This window comes from uncultured Desulfosarcina sp. (assembly GCF_963664155.2).
In the GTDB taxonomy this organism is placed as follows: Bacteria; Desulfobacterota; Desulfobacteria; order Desulfobacterales; family Desulfosarcinaceae; genus Desulfosarcina.
This window is the reverse complement of the sequence record NZ_CAXXXH010000002.1, coordinates 850,149-864,848: the sequence shown is the minus strand read 5'-3', so window position 1 is coordinate 864,848 and position 14,700 is coordinate 850,149. Positions and strand designations below refer to the sequence as shown.

Below are 14,700 nucleotides of genomic sequence, written 5' to 3'. Positions count from 1 at the left end.
AAGAATCGATCTCAACACGATTGAAACATAATCATAATCAGTTTGGTCCATTTGTCACTTGCCAACGGGTACTTGAATTTCTATAGTTTCCCGAACCGCCGCCCATCATCGATCCCGGAGTTGCTATCGTGAGCCAATCATTCAAACTAAACCTTCTATTTCCGGATCGCATCGGCATTGTTGCGGATATCTCCAGGCGTGTTGCCGATCGGGCCATGAACATCGTCTCCATGGAGGTCGAGCGCAAACAGCACTTTGCCGATGTTTATCTGGAGCTGGATCCTGTCAATCGGGAGATGTCGGGGAAGGCTATTCTGGAAACCCTGTCCGGACTCAACGGTCTGCAGTCCATTCGTTTTATCAAGACCACGCCCAACGAAAATCGCCAAAATACGTTTCACACAGTATTGGATAATATCAGTGACGGCATTGTCTCCATCGATGCCAAAGGAAGAATAACCACCATCAACCAATTGGCCCGAACGATTCTCAACTGCCACAACCGTGATCTGATCGGCCGACGAATCGATGATACTGCCGCCATGGACGCCACCCTGCTTTCGTGCCTGGAAGGCCGGCAGTATTCACGGCTTCGCCGCAGTGTTTCGACGGAAAAAGGGCAATTCGAATTTTTTACCAGCGCCCGCCCGATTATCGATTCCACCGGAAGGATTATCGGTGCCGTGGAAATCATGAAGGACATGAAGGAGATCAAGGCATTGGTGGAAGAAGTTTCCCAACCGGAAAAAATCTCCTTTGATGCCTTTGTGGGAGGCACCCCGTCCGTCAAACAAGCTATTGCCTTTGCCCGTAAAATTGCGCCCACCCCGTCCATTATTTCGATCCGTGGCGAAAGCGGCACCGGTAAAGAACTGTTTGCCCGGGCGATCCATGCCGAGAGCCTCCGATCCGGCCCATTTATTCCGGTCAACTGCGCCGCCATTCCGGATTCGCTTTTGGAAAGCGAACTGTTCGGCTATGAGAGCGGTGCCTTTACCGGAGCCCAAAAAAGCGGCCGTGCCGGCCTGTTTGAGCAGGCAAGTGGCGGTACTCTTTTTCTTGACGAAATTGCCGACCTTCCACCGGGACCGCAGGCCAAGATCCTTCGGGCCATCCAGGAAAAACGGGTCAGGCGTATCGGAGGAAGGTCAGAAATCGAGGTCGATGCACGGATCATCACCGCCACCAACCGGAACCTGGAACGGTTGGTGGAGACCGGCGCTTTCAGGCAGGATCTGTATTACCGCATCAACGTGCTGCCCATCCACCTGCCGCCTTTAAACGCCCGGACTGAAGACATTCCCGTACTGGCAGATCACTTTCTCTTGCAGATCAACTGCAAACTCTCCACCAATCTGCAACACCTTTCGCCCGAAGCGCTGGATAAACTAATCCGCCACAGCTGGCCGGGTAATGTTCGGGAACTGAAAAACGTGATCGAACGGGCGGCCATCTTATGCGACACCACGATAATCGGGGTTGAATCGATCCTGTTCAGTTTCGACCTGGCCACCCCGGTATTGACCGCCTGCAATGTTGTGGATCCGGTGGAAGAAGGCAATGACCTTGCTCGCCAACTGAATGCACTGGAACGACAGATCGTCGCCAAAGCTCTTAAGTCGTCCAGGAGTATCCGTCAGGCCGCCGGCCGTCTGGGCATTTCCCACACCACCCTTCGAAACAAGATAAAAAAACACCACCTGTAGGGCATCCAACCGCTGTCCGGCCTTTATTCCAGATTCAGCCAACGGCAGATTAACCTTTTAATATCGGCATTTTCCAACTTTTTGTCAGATATGGAAACCAGGCCCAACCGAAGGGAAATCCGTTCATCGTCCCCCCATGGCCACCACGCTGCATAGAGCACCACCCCATTAACAGGATCCATGGTAAACACTTTCTGGCCCGGTACGATACCGAACCCGGTCTGGAAATAATCTCGAACGGGTGCATCGGCATCATTGATGGTGGTAAAATCCCATTTGTGCGAGAATTCAAGGGTCAGCGGAAGCTCGACCATGATTTCATCCTGACGGTCGATCACCGCCAGTGCCAGATTGAACTCTTTGTCCCACCGCCACGGGCAGTTTTCAGGAATATTAAGGCTGATGCGTTGGCAGATGATTTCCAGGGCTTCGAGATCGGAACGTGGCATGGGTTTCTTTCCCTTCAAACAGATATCTGCCTACCCCGATCGCTGCCCCTGTTTTTAAAGCAGCGGTCATGGGAGGCCAGTCAACATTCGGATGCTCAATGACTATAAAGCAACAGGCATATCTCTGGCAAGCACTACCAAACTGGTATTCCCTTGTTTTTTATCAAGAGCGAATCGGTTCCCGCAATGGGGTTGTTACGAAAACGCGGCTACATCGACAGGAATGGCGGCCAAGGTCTTCAACAGTATGGCCGGATCGATCTCAACGATAAACCCCCTTTTACCCCCGTTGATATAGATTGTTTTCAGTTCCAATATGGTGGCTTGGACAAAGACCGGCATCTTCTGACGGGTGCCGAAAGGACTGATACCGCCGACCTGGTATCCGGTGCAATACAAGGCTTTTTCAGGACGGACGGGAAGCACCTTTTTTGCCCCGATGACACGGGCCAGTTGCCGGGTAGAAACGGCCTGATCGCCATGCATAAGCACCAACAATGGCGACAGGTCTTCGGTCTCCATCACCAGGGTTTTAACCACCCGATGCTCGGGGATACTCAATTCCACGGCTGCCTGACGGGCTCCACCGTGATTGGCATAGGGGTAGATCAAAGAATGAAAATCAACCTGTTTGGACCGCAAGAAGCGTATGGCCGGGGTGATCGGATATCTGGGTCTGGGCATTTGACCTCCATTGTCGAGTGTATCGAAGTACCGATGTAAGATATAAAGCGGTGGCCTTTTATCCAAAAACCGGTTGACAGCGATAGCCATTTATATCAAGTTGCGTTCAATTTTCATAGACCTTTGCATCGGAGGCAGGGGGGATCGATCGTTGACTTTATTTCTTTATAAAAGATATTATTTGCAATATGTTAACTGTAAATTGATGAAGTTCTACCGGAATCAAAAGGAGAGCCGATGAGACTGCTTCGCCCGTTCGTTCTAAGCCTGGTTGCCTTCGTGGCGGCAACTATTGTCCTTTCCCCTGCTGTCGGCGCTGCCAAATCGATCCATCTGACCTACAGCATTTTTTTCCCCCCCACCCACGGCCAGTGTCTGGCCGGCATCGAGTGGGCCAAGGAGATCGAACAACTGACCGACGGCAAGGTCAAAATCACCGTTTTCCCGGGGGGAACCCTGACCAAGGCCAATCAGTGCTATGACGGTGTGGTCAAAGGGATTTCGGATATCGGCATGTCCTGCTTTGCCTACACCCGGGGTCGTTTTCCGGTCATGGAGGCCCTCGATCTGCCGCTGGGGTATCCCAACGGCCTCGCCGCAACCCGTGCGGCCAACACTTTTTACGAAACCTTCACGCCCGTCGAACTCAGTGACGTCAAAGTGCTCTACCTGCACGCCCACGGTCCGGGCCTGCTGCACACCCAAAAGCCGGTAAGCTCCCTGGCAGAACTGCAGAACATGAAAATTCGCTCCACCGGTCTCAGCGCCAAAGTGGTGGAGGCGCTGGGTGCTGTACCCGTGGCCATGCCCCAGGGAGACACCTATGAATCTTTGCAGAAAGGGGTGGTAGAGGGAACCTTCGGCCCCATTGAGGTTCTCAAAGGGTGGCGGCAGGCCGAAGTGGTCAAATACACCACCGACTGCAACAGCGTTGGCTACACGACGGCCATGTTTGTGGTGATGAACAAGGCCAAATGGCATTCGCTTAGCCCGGCCATTCAAAGTGTCTTCGAGACAACCAGCCACCGGTGGATTGATGTCCACGGTCAACGTTGGGATCAGGGTGATGAAGAGGGCCGCGTGTATGCCACCAGTCTGGGAAACGAAATCCTGCAGCTTGGCAGCGATGAAACCATTCGCTGGAAAGCGAAAGTGCGTCCCATCATCGATGCCTATATTTCCGGTGCAGCCGCCAAGGGACTGGATGGCAAAGCGTATGTCGATATGCTCTCAGGCACCATTGATGGCCAACAATAATCAGGAGCGCTGCATTGAATCGGATCGAACGACAGGTGGGGCGATTGGCCTCGTTCTTCAATGGCATTGCCACGGCCGCCGTGGTTGGGATGATGGTCCTGACCTGCCTGGATGTGCTATTGCGCTTATTGCGTTATCCCATCCCAGGAACGTATGAAATTGTGGGACTGCTGGGCGCGGTTTTTGTTTCCTTCTCCCTGGCTCGCACCTCCGTGGATCAGGGACATATTGCCGTTGATTTTCTGGTGCAGCGCTTTCCCAAACGGTTACAGCATGCCGTTGAGGGGATCAACACGGGTATATGCGCCCTGCTGTTTACGGTGGTATGCGGTCAGTGTGTGATTTATGCCCGGGATCTCAAGGCCAGCGGAGAGGTTTCCATGACGTTGCAGATGCCCATTCACCCATTCGTTTTCGGCATTGCTGCGGGATGCGCCATGCTCAGTATTGTGCTTTACGCCAGCTCCGTATCTTGGTGGGTAAAAGTATTCAACCCCGTTGTAAAGAAGACAACACCGATTCGTTGAGGATCATGCAGATAAAATTCAAACCTTCAGATAACGGTTTTGGCAACACAGAGAGCGGTTGTCGCATTGGCCATACGTCGACGAGCGAGGACTCCGTTTACCCATTCTATCTGAAACGGAATTGAGGGAAAATAGTCAATGAGTCCCACCATTGCCGGCGTTGCCGGCCTTATTTTGCTGTTTGTCCTGATCTTTACCAAGATGCCCGTGGGTTTTTTAATGACCCTTTTAGGCGTTACCGGTTTCGCCTATTTGGTGACCCTGGATGCAGCCCTCAACCTCATGGCCAGAGACCTGTTCGATGTATTCGGTTCTTACAATCTGACCGTCATTCCGCTGTTTATCCTGATGGGACAGATCGCCTTCCATTCAGGTATCAGCAGCCGCCTGTTCAAAGTGGCCTACACCTTCATCGGACATTGGCCCGGGGGCATGGCCGTAGCCACGCTGGGAGCCTGCACCGGATTTTCAGCCATCTGCGGGTCGACCAATGCCACGGCTGCCACCATGGCCGCCGTGACCCTTCCCGAAATGAAAAAATACCACTATCAGGACAGTCTGGCCACCGGTGTGGTGGCAGCCGGTGGAAGTCTGGGCATACTGATTCCGCCCAGTGTCATTTTCATTATCTATGGCATCATGACCGAGCAATCCATCGGCAAGCTGTTCATGGCCGGTATCGTACCGGGCATCCTGCTTTCCACGCTGTTTATCTTAACCGTCATTGTCTGGGCCACCATGCGACCTGAACTGGCCCCCCGAGGGCCCAGAACAACGGTTAAAGAAAAGCTGGAATCCCTGTCCGGCCTGGTGGAAACACTGATCCTGTTCGCCATGGTCATGGGCGGGCTTTTCTTCGGCATATTCACACCGACGGAAGCCGGTGCAATCGGCGCCATGGGTACGCTGGTCATCGCCGCCGTCCGACGCAACATCACCATCAAAGGCTTCATCCAGGCCCTGTTTGAAACCACCCGCATCTCCTGTATGGTCCTGGTGATCGTAGCCGGCGCCACCATTTTCGGCCATTTTCTAGCCATCACCCGGATTCCTTTCGAAGTCGCCACGTGGGTGACCGGCTTCAACCTGCCACCCTATATGATCATGTCCATGATTATCGGCGTTTATTTGCTCGGCGGCTGTTTTATCGATGCCCTGGCCTTTATCATGCTGACCGTGCCCATCTTCTATCCGGTGATTGTCTCCATGGGTTACGACCCCATGTGGTTCGGCGTCATCATCGTTCTGGTCACCCAGATCGGAGTCATCACCCCACCGGTAGGCGTCAACGTCTATGTGGTCAGCGGAGTGGCCCGAACCGTTCCTCTGGAGGTGATTTTCAAAGGCGTCATTCCCCTGCTCATCGCTCTGGTAGTCGGTGTGGCGCTGATGATACCCTTTCCCCAGATTGCCCTGTTCCTGCCTGGACTGATGAAATAGACAAACCGATCCTTATTTGAATAGAAAAAACCGCACGTCGGATACCCGGATCGTACGGTTTTCATTTGAAGTGCCGTGTTGATTACTGAAATGATTTTGATATTCGGCCCGACTCCCGGTTCTGAAAGATCAGTTCCTTGGGTTCGATCTCACGGCTGTATTCAATCTTGCCATGGGAAATGCTGCCTGGCTCCAGTACGCTGTCAAAGCTGTCGCTGATCTCACACGCCACCGGATTGTTTTCACTGTCTATAAGAGTAAAATGGTCGGGGTGGGTGGTGATAATCTGTTTACTGACGTTTTTTACCCAAACGTAAAGCGAACCATTGCCCATATCGTGCACCGCCATCTCTGCGATGCCGTTTCCGGTATACTGTCTGAGCTTTTTGTTGCGCGCCTCACGGGCCTGTTCCCAAGCCTGCCGGTGTTTGGCTTTAGCAGAACGGACGGCGCGTTCTTCACGCGCCTTTTTTTGCTTCGCCAGCCGGTCTTCGTATACAGCAACTTTTTTCTGATAGCGGGAGTTGTCGGGGTCCAGTCCCAGCAATTGGCGGTACAGCTTCAGGTTCAAGACCGCATTGGAAGCAGGAACGGGCTTAACCTCGTTTTCGAGAGCCTTAATTTTCTCCTGACGCGCTGCCTTTGCACGCCGCAGCGCAGCTTCGGCCATTTCAGCTTGTTGTCGTTCGCTCTCGGTAACAGCCGCTTGGCGGAGTCGTTCTTTTTCCTCCTGTGTCCAGCGTTCGGTCAGATCCTCTCCAACAACAAACACCTGTCCGTTTTCAAAAGAGATCGGCGTGCACAAGGCTGCGGATACGGGCGGACCGGATAAAATTCCGGCTTTTGTCCGGTAAAAGGCCACAAAATGCTTGTCGCTGATGTCATTTCGAAGATCCGGCGGGCCAAGGGTATCGAAAACGACCTCTTGCGAGTCACCGGGTTGAATTCGCTTTAATGCATTTATGTTTTTATTGATGTCCAGATGGACACAAGCTGACAGCACAACGGCTGCAATGAAAACGATCACCCCGATTCGCATTGCACCAATCTCCTTCTTCCATAGTACGGGGATCATGGTTCTTGATCCTGCTGTTTTTGTCCCGCAATGGGTTGGGCAAACTGTATTTCCGAATCCCATGGAAACAGGATCCAGGTATCCTGGCTTACCTCAGTCATGAAGGTATCAACCAGGGGCCGGCCGGCCGGTTTGGCATAGATGGTGGCGAAATGAGCCCTGGGAACCATTTCACGAACCAATCGGGCCGTCTTGCCTGTATCCACCAAATCGTCAACCAACAGCCAGCCGTCTCCGCAACCGGTGGTGGATTTGAGCACCTGGATCTGCCCCTGATCCCGGCCAGCGTAACTTGCAATACAGATAGTGTCAACCAATCGGATATCCAATTCCCTTGCAATAATAGCGGCGGGCACGAGGCCTCCACGCGTAATCGCGATAATTCCCTGCCAGGGGCCCCGTTCGATCAGGCGCCATGACAACGCCCGGGCGTCCCGATGCAATTGTTCCCACGAAATGGGATAGGTACGATGATAATCGTTTTTTTTACCAGTGGTCATTGAATTTGAAGGCCACCTTTTTTAACGTGGTTCCGATCCAGGGGCGTTCCCGCCCATGTATGGGACATGACCAAAGGGTGACCATGCCAGCCAGAGTTGCACCCACGGCCAGCGCCAGGTGCCCATCCGCATTGTCCGGTTCGTTTATCACACTCAACAAATTTTGACCAATCAATTCAATGGCCAGCAGCGCATGGGCATCACTGAGCGGTTTTTTGGCAAAACAGGTATATGCCTCCACGGCATGGAGCAGCAATATCCGTTTAGCGTGAAGGCAACATGCCTGTAAGCAGTGCCAAATACGATTATGAATTCAAATCCGACTCGACACCGTATACCATTTAAAAAATCAGGGCAACTGGTAAGATCAGTTGCCCTATTCATTGTAATAATTAAAATTTATAGATTAATTACTGTCATCGGCCCGGTGTCGTTGCCCCAGTGGTCGGCCCGGCAATAGAAGATTTTCTTTCCCACGTAGCGGTGCAAAAAGCCGAAATCCAGGGAAGGAATTGAAATTGGAAGCATTATTTATTGCCGGCTGCATGCGGTTGCTCAACAGAGGGATAGAATTTTGGTGACCAGTTTTTCAATGCCGGTGGCCACATCCTTGATGCCGGGTCCCAGCATATAGGCCGGTGTCGTGACGATTCGGTTCTTTTCATCCACGCAAATATCCGATACCTTGCAAACCGTATGAACTCCACCCATGGATTCGATGGCCGACGCCGTGCCGACATCGTTGCCAATAGTTACCCGGGGCGACCGTGCAGACAAGGCACGCACAAGGGTGGCCGGAGCGATACACACGGCGCCGATGGGTTTTGAGCGATCGGCTGTTTCTTCCAATAGCCGTTGCACGTGGGGATGGACCTGCGCCTGGGGTCCCTTGACCGCGAAATCGCTGAGATTCTTGGCCGCACCGAACCCTCCGGGAATAATCAGGGCATCGATGTCATCGGCGCTTACCGCGCTGACATCCTGGATTTCACCCCTGGCGATTCGTGCCGACTCCACCAGCACGTTTCGCCGTTCATCGACTACCTGCTGAGTCAAATGGTCGATTACATGCAGTTGATCCACATTCGGAGCCATGCACACGGCCGATGCCCCCGCGCGATCCAAGAACAGAAGGGTCAACACCGCTTCGTGGATTTCCGAACCGTCAAATACGCCGCAACCGGACAATAGCACACCAATTTTTTTTGCCATTTAAAGTCCTTTCACTGCCTGTTAAAATTTTAAGGTGATAGTCATTCCAGTACATGCTTGTCCAGAACAAAACAGGTGAACATCCCTTGAAAGATAACATCACTGTCTTTGGTCACGTTCACGGAAACCCAGTATTTCTTGCCTTTGACCTCCTGGACCTGCGCTATCGCTATCACCGTTTCCCCCACACGCACCGGTTTGAGGAATTTTACATCCGATGCCCCAAGGACCACATGGGGATGATTTACCGCAATCATAGCTGCATAATCCGCGGCACCGAAGATGAATCCACCGTGGACCAATCCTTGCTCATCGGCTGCCATTTGCGGAGTCGTCAAAAGTTCAACCTGGCTGTTTCCGCCTTCAACGGATAAGGGTTTGCCGCACAGAGACTGATCGATATGGCGATGGGTGTCGATCTTCATCCGGACCTCCAGACGTGTTTCAGGCAACGGGTCTGCCCGGGTCAACGACAATTAAATCGGTGAATGACGATGGCGTGGCTTGAAAAGAGAATTTAATCATAATAAAAAGGGGGTAATGGTGTCAATCCATTGCAAGCAATGATCCGGCCCTAATGGGATGAAAGGAGTGGCTTTGAATCCGATTGTTCAAAAGCGCATCACGAAAATCAGGCAGGAACTGGCTGATAAGGAACTGGATGCCCTGATGGTATCTGTCCAGGAGAACCGCTATTACCTCAGCGGGTTTACCGGTGAAGACACCCAATTCGACGAATCGGCCGGCATGCTGATCATTTCCGACCGTCGCCTGGTATTGGCCACCGACAGCCGCTATGAACTCCAGGCACAGGCCGAGGCCGCCGGATTTGACATTGTCTGCTATAAAAAAGGGCTTGAAAAAGAACTGCCGGACATTGTCAAATCGTTGGGCATTCACCGGCTCGGTTTTGAGAGCGTACGCCTTTCCCACAAAAATCACTCAACCTACGTGGACGTACTGGGCAAGCAGAATCCTCCGGTTGAGCTGATTCCCACTGAAAACGTGGTCGAAGCACTTCGGCAATTCAAATCAGAAGATGAAATCCAACGAACCATTAACGCCCTGCGCTTGGCCGAAAAGGCCTTTTTACAGGTACTGGATGTCATCGAGCCGGGCATGACGGAAAGGCAGGCGGCGTGGGTCCTGGAAAAAAACATGCGCGAAAACGGTGCCCAGGGTCTGTCGTTTCCCGTTATCGTGGCTTCGGGCCCTAACAGCGCGCTGCCCCATGCCGTTCCCACGGACCGCCAAATGGCCATGGGGGAACCCATCCTCTTCGACTGGGGCGCCCGGTTGAACGAATACTGCTCGGATACCACCCGAACGGTGATTATGGGAGAACCGGATGACTGTTTTAAAAAGGTCTACCAAACGGTTGTCACTGCCCGGGACCTCGCCATTGACGCCATCAAGGCCGGCGCCAGCGGCATTCAGGTGGACATGATTGCCCGGAATTATATCAATCAGAACGGCTATGAGGGCAAATTCGGCCACAGCCTGGGTCACGGGACCGGCTTGGCGGTTCATGAGGGCCCCCGGTTGAGTCCGATCAAAGACGACCGGTTGGAAGCGGGAATGGTCGTTACGGTGGAGCCGGGTATTTATCTCCCAGGCTGGGGGGGGGTCCGTATGGAAAACCAGGTCGTGGTCCGCCAGGATGGTGCCCAGGTGCTCAACGATCCCACACCCTTTGATCCTCGGATAAGGGTGTAAACGATGGATCGTGCATCGGACTACCTTCGGCACATGGATCAATACCAGACCTTTCTGGTGATGGAAAAAGGCCTGAGCAAAAAGACTATCGAGGCCTACAGTACTGATCTGATGCGATTCGGCCTGTTTTTGGAAAAGAAAAAAGCGGCTCGCGCCGCCGACATCGATACCGGGCTTATCCTGGCTTACCTGATCCACTTGAGAGATCGGGGATTGAGCGCTCGGTCCAGGGCCCGTCACCTGGTTAGTCTGAGGGGCTTTTTCAAGTTTCTGAAGAATGAAAAAATCATTGAAAAGAATCCGGCGCAACAAGTAGACCTGCCCAAAACCGGTTTACATCTGCCCGACGTCTTGACCGTGGCCGATATAGAAGCCCTGATCGATGCTCCTGATCGGAATAAACCTGAAGGATTGCGGGACGCCGCCATGCTGGAACTGCTTTACGGAGCTGGTTTGCGAGTATCGGAACTGATCCGGTTGGCAATGACCGGCATCAATCTGGAGGCAGGATTCGTCAGGGTTTTTGGAAAAGGATCCAAAGAACGGGTGGTGCCCGTCGGCCGACTGGCCCTGAATGCCATCCGGGATTATTTTGAGCGTTCGCGGCCACTGTTATTGAAAAACCGTTCCAGCGTCTATCTGTTCGTCACCCGACGGGGAAGCGCCATGACCCGGCAGAGCTTCTGGAACCTGGTGGGCCGGTATGGCCGCCTGGCAAAGTTAAAGAAAAAAATAACCCCTCACAGTTTAAGACACTCTTTTGCCACTCATTTACTCGAAGGGGGTGCCGACCTTCGTGCCGTTCAGATGATGTTGGGTCACGCAGATATCTCCACGACCCAGATTTACACCCATGTGGCCCAGCGGCAGTTGCTGGAAGCCCACAAGAAATACCATCCCAGGGGATAATTGATTTTATTATGCACAACGATCAACTGATCCGACTAAAAACGTGGTTCGCTGAGTACACCCGCTCCTTTCTGACCAATGAGGCGACAATTGACGCCCCCTTTGTGTTGAAAATCGACCATACGGCAAGGGTTTGTGAAAACCTCTGCCTGTTGGGCAAGTCGATTCATTTGACTGACGGACAAATGCGCGTCGCCGAGGCTATTGGCCTGTTTCACGACCTGGGGCGTTTTGAGCAGTACCGCCGCTACCGGACGTTCAACGACCGCCAATCGACCAACCATGCATCTTTAGGCATTGATGTCTTAAACGAAACCGCCGTGTTGGACTCGCTTCCTGCCGATGAAAAAGCCATGATCATCGAGGCCATCCGCTTTCACAATGCCCCGGCGCTGCCCGGAAACAAACCGCCGGCATCCATGGTTTTCATGCGTTTGATTCGTGATGCAGACAAACTGGACATTTGGAAGATATTTGCCGATTTTTACCGGCATCATCGACGCATCGAACCCGCCATCGTCCAGCACCTGCCGGATCTGCCGGTGTGGGAGGAAAAGATCGTCAACGCCATCATTGAAAAGCGTATGGCAAAATTTCAGGACATGAAAAGCCTGAATGATTTCAAACTGCTCCAGCTCAGCTGGATATTTGATCTGAATTTCGCCGAAACATTCACGCAGGCCAAGAAAAGAGGTGATCTGTTCGCTATTGCCCGCTCGCTTCCTGATAACCCTATCCTGAACCGTGCCATAGCTGTCATCTCGGAAAGGCTGAAAGAAGCGTCGGCATATTTTCCGATTTCGATTGGGTTGACAGAAAGCGGTGGCTTGGATAAGGGAACATGCTTTGAAAAAGGCATTTGATAACGATTACATTATTTTGGCATTGATTCGCCAAGAGGGAGCAACGGCTTGGCCTACCCGGATATGACATCGACCGTCCACGGCTTTTGGAAACCGGATCAGCATTTGCCGAGAACCGGCGAAAAGGCTTTTTCCGAAGCCTTACGCAATCTTTCACAACCTTTTTATGTGGTGGACGTGAAGGGTCACATCGGCGTGGCGCAGAATGGCGTCGCCACCCTCGGATCGTTCAAAAAACCGGCATCTGACAGCTACCCGCTGTTGGGATGGTCGCCTCCCCTTTCCCTGGAGTCATTCGGTGACCAGGGATTCAAATCGGACCATGGATTAAAATTCCCTTACATCTGCGGAGCTATGGCTAACGGCATCACTTCTACAACCCTGGTGGAAGCTGCCGGCCGGGCCGGGATGATTGGTTTTTTCGGTGCCGGCGGGCTTTCCATCGAACAGATTGAATCGGCTATCGACACCCTTAAAAACAACCTTGGGCAATTACCCTACGGTTTCAATTTGATTCACAGTCCCAATGATATGGATCTGGAACAAAAAACCGTGGACCTCTACTTGGCCAAGGAGATTCGATTGGTTTCGGCATCCGCGTACCTGGATCTGACCACGCCCCTGGTTCAATACCGTATCCATGGCATCCATAGAAACGACTTGGGGGAGATCGTCTGTCCCAATCGGATTATCGCCAAGGTGTCGCGTGAAGAGGTGGCCCGCAAATTCTTTTCACCACCGGCGGAAAAACACCTTCAACGTCTGAAGGAACAGGGGAAAATCACCAACGCACAGGCAGACATGGCCCGTATGATACCCATGGCCCAGGACCTGACCGCCGAGGCCGACTCAGGCGGCCACACGGACAACCGCCCGGCGTTGTGCCTGTTTCCCACCATGAAGGCCCTGCGGGACGAGATGGCCCTGCAGCACGATTACGCCACACCCTTGCGGGTCGGTCTGGCCGGAGGGATTGCCACCCCCGAATCGGCAGCCGCCGGCTTTGCCATGGGAGCAGCTTATATCCTCACCGGTTCCGTCAATCAATCCTGTGTGGAGGCCGACACCTCTCCACTGGTCAAAAAGATGCTGGCCGAGGCCCGTCAGGCGGACGTCATCATGGCACCGGCAGCGGACATGTTCGAAATGGGCGTCAAGGTTCAGGTGCTCAAGCGCGGGACCATGTTCTCCATGCGGGGAGCCAAACTCTACGAAATCTATCGAACCTATGACCGGTTCGAAGATGTGCCGGCAGATCAGCGAAAACTGGTGGAAGGATCTTTCCTGAAATGCACTTTCGAAATGGAATGGGAAAACACCCGATCCTTTTTCATCCGGCGGGATCCTTCCCAGGTCGATCGGGCCGAAAAGGATCCCAAACACAAAATGGCACTGGTATTCCGCTCTTATCTGGGACAGGCGTCGTTATGGGCGAAAAGCGGTGTGCCGGATCGGGCCATCGATTATCAGATCTGGTGCGGCCCGGCCATGGGTGCTTTCAACGAATGGGTCAAAGGCTCTGTCCTGGAGCCGCCGGAAAACCGCAAAACAGCGACCATTGGCATGAATCTGCTATATGGGGCGGCCATCATATCGAGATTGAACGGGCTGAAAATCCAGGGAATCGATCTCTCGGTTGTGCCGGGAATGGTCTCCCCTCTCACCGAGGCTCAGATATCATCCTTATTCCACCGCTAAAGCGCTGCTGATTTTTCCGCGGCAAGATGTCAACGGGACGGGTGGTTAAGCTTTTCGACTAACCTGGCAAACAGCGGTGATAAATTGATCAGGTGAACATCCGGATTCTGAAGAAAAAAACATCCTTCTCCTGAATCGGCCGGGATAAGGGACTCTTCAAAGGTTTCAGTGACTTGTAAACAGGGGGCCATTTTAACGGATTGAATACTGACGAATTTTCGGACGAGATAGCAAAAACCACTACCGTTTTTACCGCCCGCTGTCCTCACCGGACAGAAATAGATTCGATAATTCGATTTCCCACCCATCTCTGCGGCTGTCCCGTTGGCGCCATTCAGATCTAAAAAGCCATTTTTTTTCAGCCACGGCGACAGGTCCGTCAGCACCTGCTGGCTCTCCGGTAAGGACAATTTCAGGTGGGACAGCAGATGACCGCCCAGATAAACCTTAAACAAATCTTTGAAAAAATACTGCCGGGCATAGCCCGATTGCATTCCCCCCAGGGGGTCGGGGGGCAGAAATGATCGGGACCAGCGTTTCCAGCGGGCCAAATTAATCTCAAGTTTTTCAGAAATTTCCCGATTGGAATAATAATGAATCATAAGTGGTTAACCTGAATAGTTGTTATGTCTACTTAACAAGTAAGAAGTCTGTCGTCAATCCC

16 protein-coding genes are annotated in these 14,700 nt (G+C 52.8%); 8 read left to right on the top strand and 8 right to left on the bottom strand.

The window, feature by feature from the left end; all coding sequences use genetic code 11:
* Positions 1 to 128: 128 nt before the first annotated feature.
* Positions 129 to 1,706 carry a sigma 54-interacting transcriptional regulator gene (locus ACHZBS_RS28020; protein WP_319409834.1) on the top strand — a complete coding sequence of 526 codons (1,578 nt, stop codon included), beginning with the start codon at positions 129 to 131 and terminating at the stop codon, positions 1,704 to 1,706.
* 23 nt (positions 1,707 to 1,729) lie between these two features.
* Here ACHZBS_RS28020 and ACHZBS_RS28015 read toward each other — a convergent pair whose 3' ends face one another.
* Together ACHZBS_RS28015 and ACHZBS_RS28010 are read right to left on the bottom strand one after the other, a co-directional pair.
* Positions 1,730 to 2,155: a hypothetical protein gene (locus ACHZBS_RS28015; RefSeq protein ID WP_319409833.1), complete on the bottom strand. Its 426-nt coding sequence runs from the start codon at positions 2,153 to 2,155 to the stop codon at positions 1,730 to 1,732.
* Between the two features lie 195 nt (positions 2,156 to 2,350).
* The gene (locus ACHZBS_RS28010) at positions 2,351 to 2,839 is read right to left on the bottom strand and encodes a YbaK/EbsC family protein (protein WP_319409832.1); all 489 of its coding nucleotides are present in this window, start codon (positions 2,837 to 2,839) and stop codon (positions 2,351 to 2,353) included.
* A 237-nt stretch (positions 2,840 to 3,076) separates the two neighbouring features.
* Between ACHZBS_RS28010 and ACHZBS_RS28005 the strand changes: the two genes are divergently transcribed.
* The 3 genes from ACHZBS_RS28005 (at position 3,077) to ACHZBS_RS27995 (ending at position 6,063) form a co-directional block, all read left to right on the top strand.
* The gene (locus ACHZBS_RS28005) at positions 3,077 to 4,096 is read left to right on the top strand and encodes a TRAP transporter substrate-binding protein (protein ID WP_319409831.1); all 1,020 of its coding nucleotides are present in this window, start codon (positions 3,077 to 3,079) and stop codon (positions 4,094 to 4,096) included.
* A 14-nt stretch (positions 4,097 to 4,110) separates the two neighbouring features.
* Complete coding sequence (locus tag ACHZBS_RS28000; RefSeq protein ID WP_319409830.1) at positions 4,111 to 4,623, top strand: TRAP transporter small permease; 513 nt, start codon at positions 4,111 to 4,113, stop codon at positions 4,621 to 4,623.
* 138 nt (positions 4,624 to 4,761) lie between these two features.
* Positions 4,762 to 6,063: a TRAP transporter large permease gene (locus ACHZBS_RS27995; protein ID WP_319409829.1), complete on the top strand. Its 1,302-nt coding sequence runs from the start codon at positions 4,762 to 4,764 to the stop codon at positions 6,061 to 6,063.
* Positions 6,064 to 6,145: 82 nt separating this feature from the next.
* Here the strand turns inward: ACHZBS_RS27995 and ACHZBS_RS27990 are convergent, their stop codons facing one another.
* The 5 genes from ACHZBS_RS27990 to ACHZBS_RS27970 form a co-directional block, all read right to left on the bottom strand.
* Positions 6,146 to 7,090, bottom strand: coding sequence for a hypothetical protein (locus ACHZBS_RS27990; RefSeq protein WP_319409828.1), 945 nt, complete (start codon positions 7,088 to 7,090; stop codon positions 6,146 to 6,148).
* Between the two features lie 44 nt (positions 7,091 to 7,134).
* On the bottom strand, positions 7,135 to 7,638 hold the full coding sequence (gpt, locus tag ACHZBS_RS27985; protein WP_319409827.1) for a xanthine phosphoribosyltransferase: 504 nt from the start codon (positions 7,636 to 7,638) through the stop codon (positions 7,135 to 7,137).
* A complete protein-coding gene (locus tag ACHZBS_RS27980) occupies positions 7,625 to 7,894 on the bottom strand; it encodes an iron-containing alcohol dehydrogenase (RefSeq protein ID WP_319409826.1) in 270 nt (89 codons plus the stop codon). The genes gpt and ACHZBS_RS27980 overlap by 14 nt, the downstream gene beginning before the upstream one ends.
* A 299-nt stretch (positions 7,895 to 8,193) precedes the next feature.
* A complete protein-coding gene (gene elbB / locus ACHZBS_RS27975; protein WP_319409825.1) occupies positions 8,194 to 8,850 on the bottom strand; it encodes an isoprenoid biosynthesis glyoxalase ElbB in 657 nt (218 codons plus the stop codon).
* Positions 8,851 to 8,891: 41 nt separating this feature from the next.
* Positions 8,892 to 9,275: a hotdog domain-containing protein gene (locus ACHZBS_RS27970; RefSeq protein WP_319409824.1), complete on the bottom strand. Its 384-nt coding sequence runs from the start codon at positions 9,273 to 9,275 to the stop codon at positions 8,892 to 8,894.
* Between the two features lie 172 nt (positions 9,276 to 9,447).
* On the opposite strand from ACHZBS_RS27970, the gene ACHZBS_RS27965 reads away from it, so the two are divergent.
* The 4 genes from ACHZBS_RS27965 to ACHZBS_RS27950 are packed head-to-tail and all read left to right on the top strand — an operon-like array spanning position 9,448 to position 14,036.
* A complete protein-coding gene (locus ACHZBS_RS27965) occupies positions 9,448 to 10,566 on the top strand; it encodes an aminopeptidase P family protein (protein ID WP_319409823.1) in 1,119 nt (372 codons plus the stop codon).
* Between the two features lie 3 nt (positions 10,567 to 10,569).
* Positions 10,570 to 11,475, top strand: coding sequence for a site-specific tyrosine recombinase XerD (xerD, locus tag ACHZBS_RS27960; protein ID WP_319409822.1), 906 nt, complete (start codon positions 10,570 to 10,572; stop codon positions 11,473 to 11,475).
* A gap of 11 nt (positions 11,476 to 11,486) precedes the next feature.
* Positions 11,487 to 12,338: an HD domain-containing protein gene (locus ACHZBS_RS27955; protein WP_319409821.1), complete on the top strand. Its 852-nt coding sequence runs from the start codon at positions 11,487 to 11,489 to the stop codon at positions 12,336 to 12,338.
* Between the two features lie 48 nt (positions 12,339 to 12,386).
* Positions 12,387 to 14,036 carry a PfaD family polyunsaturated fatty acid/polyketide biosynthesis protein gene (locus tag ACHZBS_RS27950; RefSeq protein WP_319409820.1) on the top strand — a complete coding sequence of 550 codons (1,650 nt, stop codon included), beginning with the start codon at positions 12,387 to 12,389 and terminating at the stop codon, positions 14,034 to 14,036.
* Positions 14,037 to 14,065: 29 nt separating this feature from the next.
* On the opposite strand, the gene ACHZBS_RS27945 is transcribed toward ACHZBS_RS27950, so the two are convergent.
* Entirely contained in the window at positions 14,066 to 14,638 is a 573-nt protein-coding gene (locus ACHZBS_RS27945) for a hypothetical protein (protein WP_319409819.1), read from the bottom strand.
* Between the last annotated feature and the right edge of the window lie 62 nt (positions 14,639 to 14,700).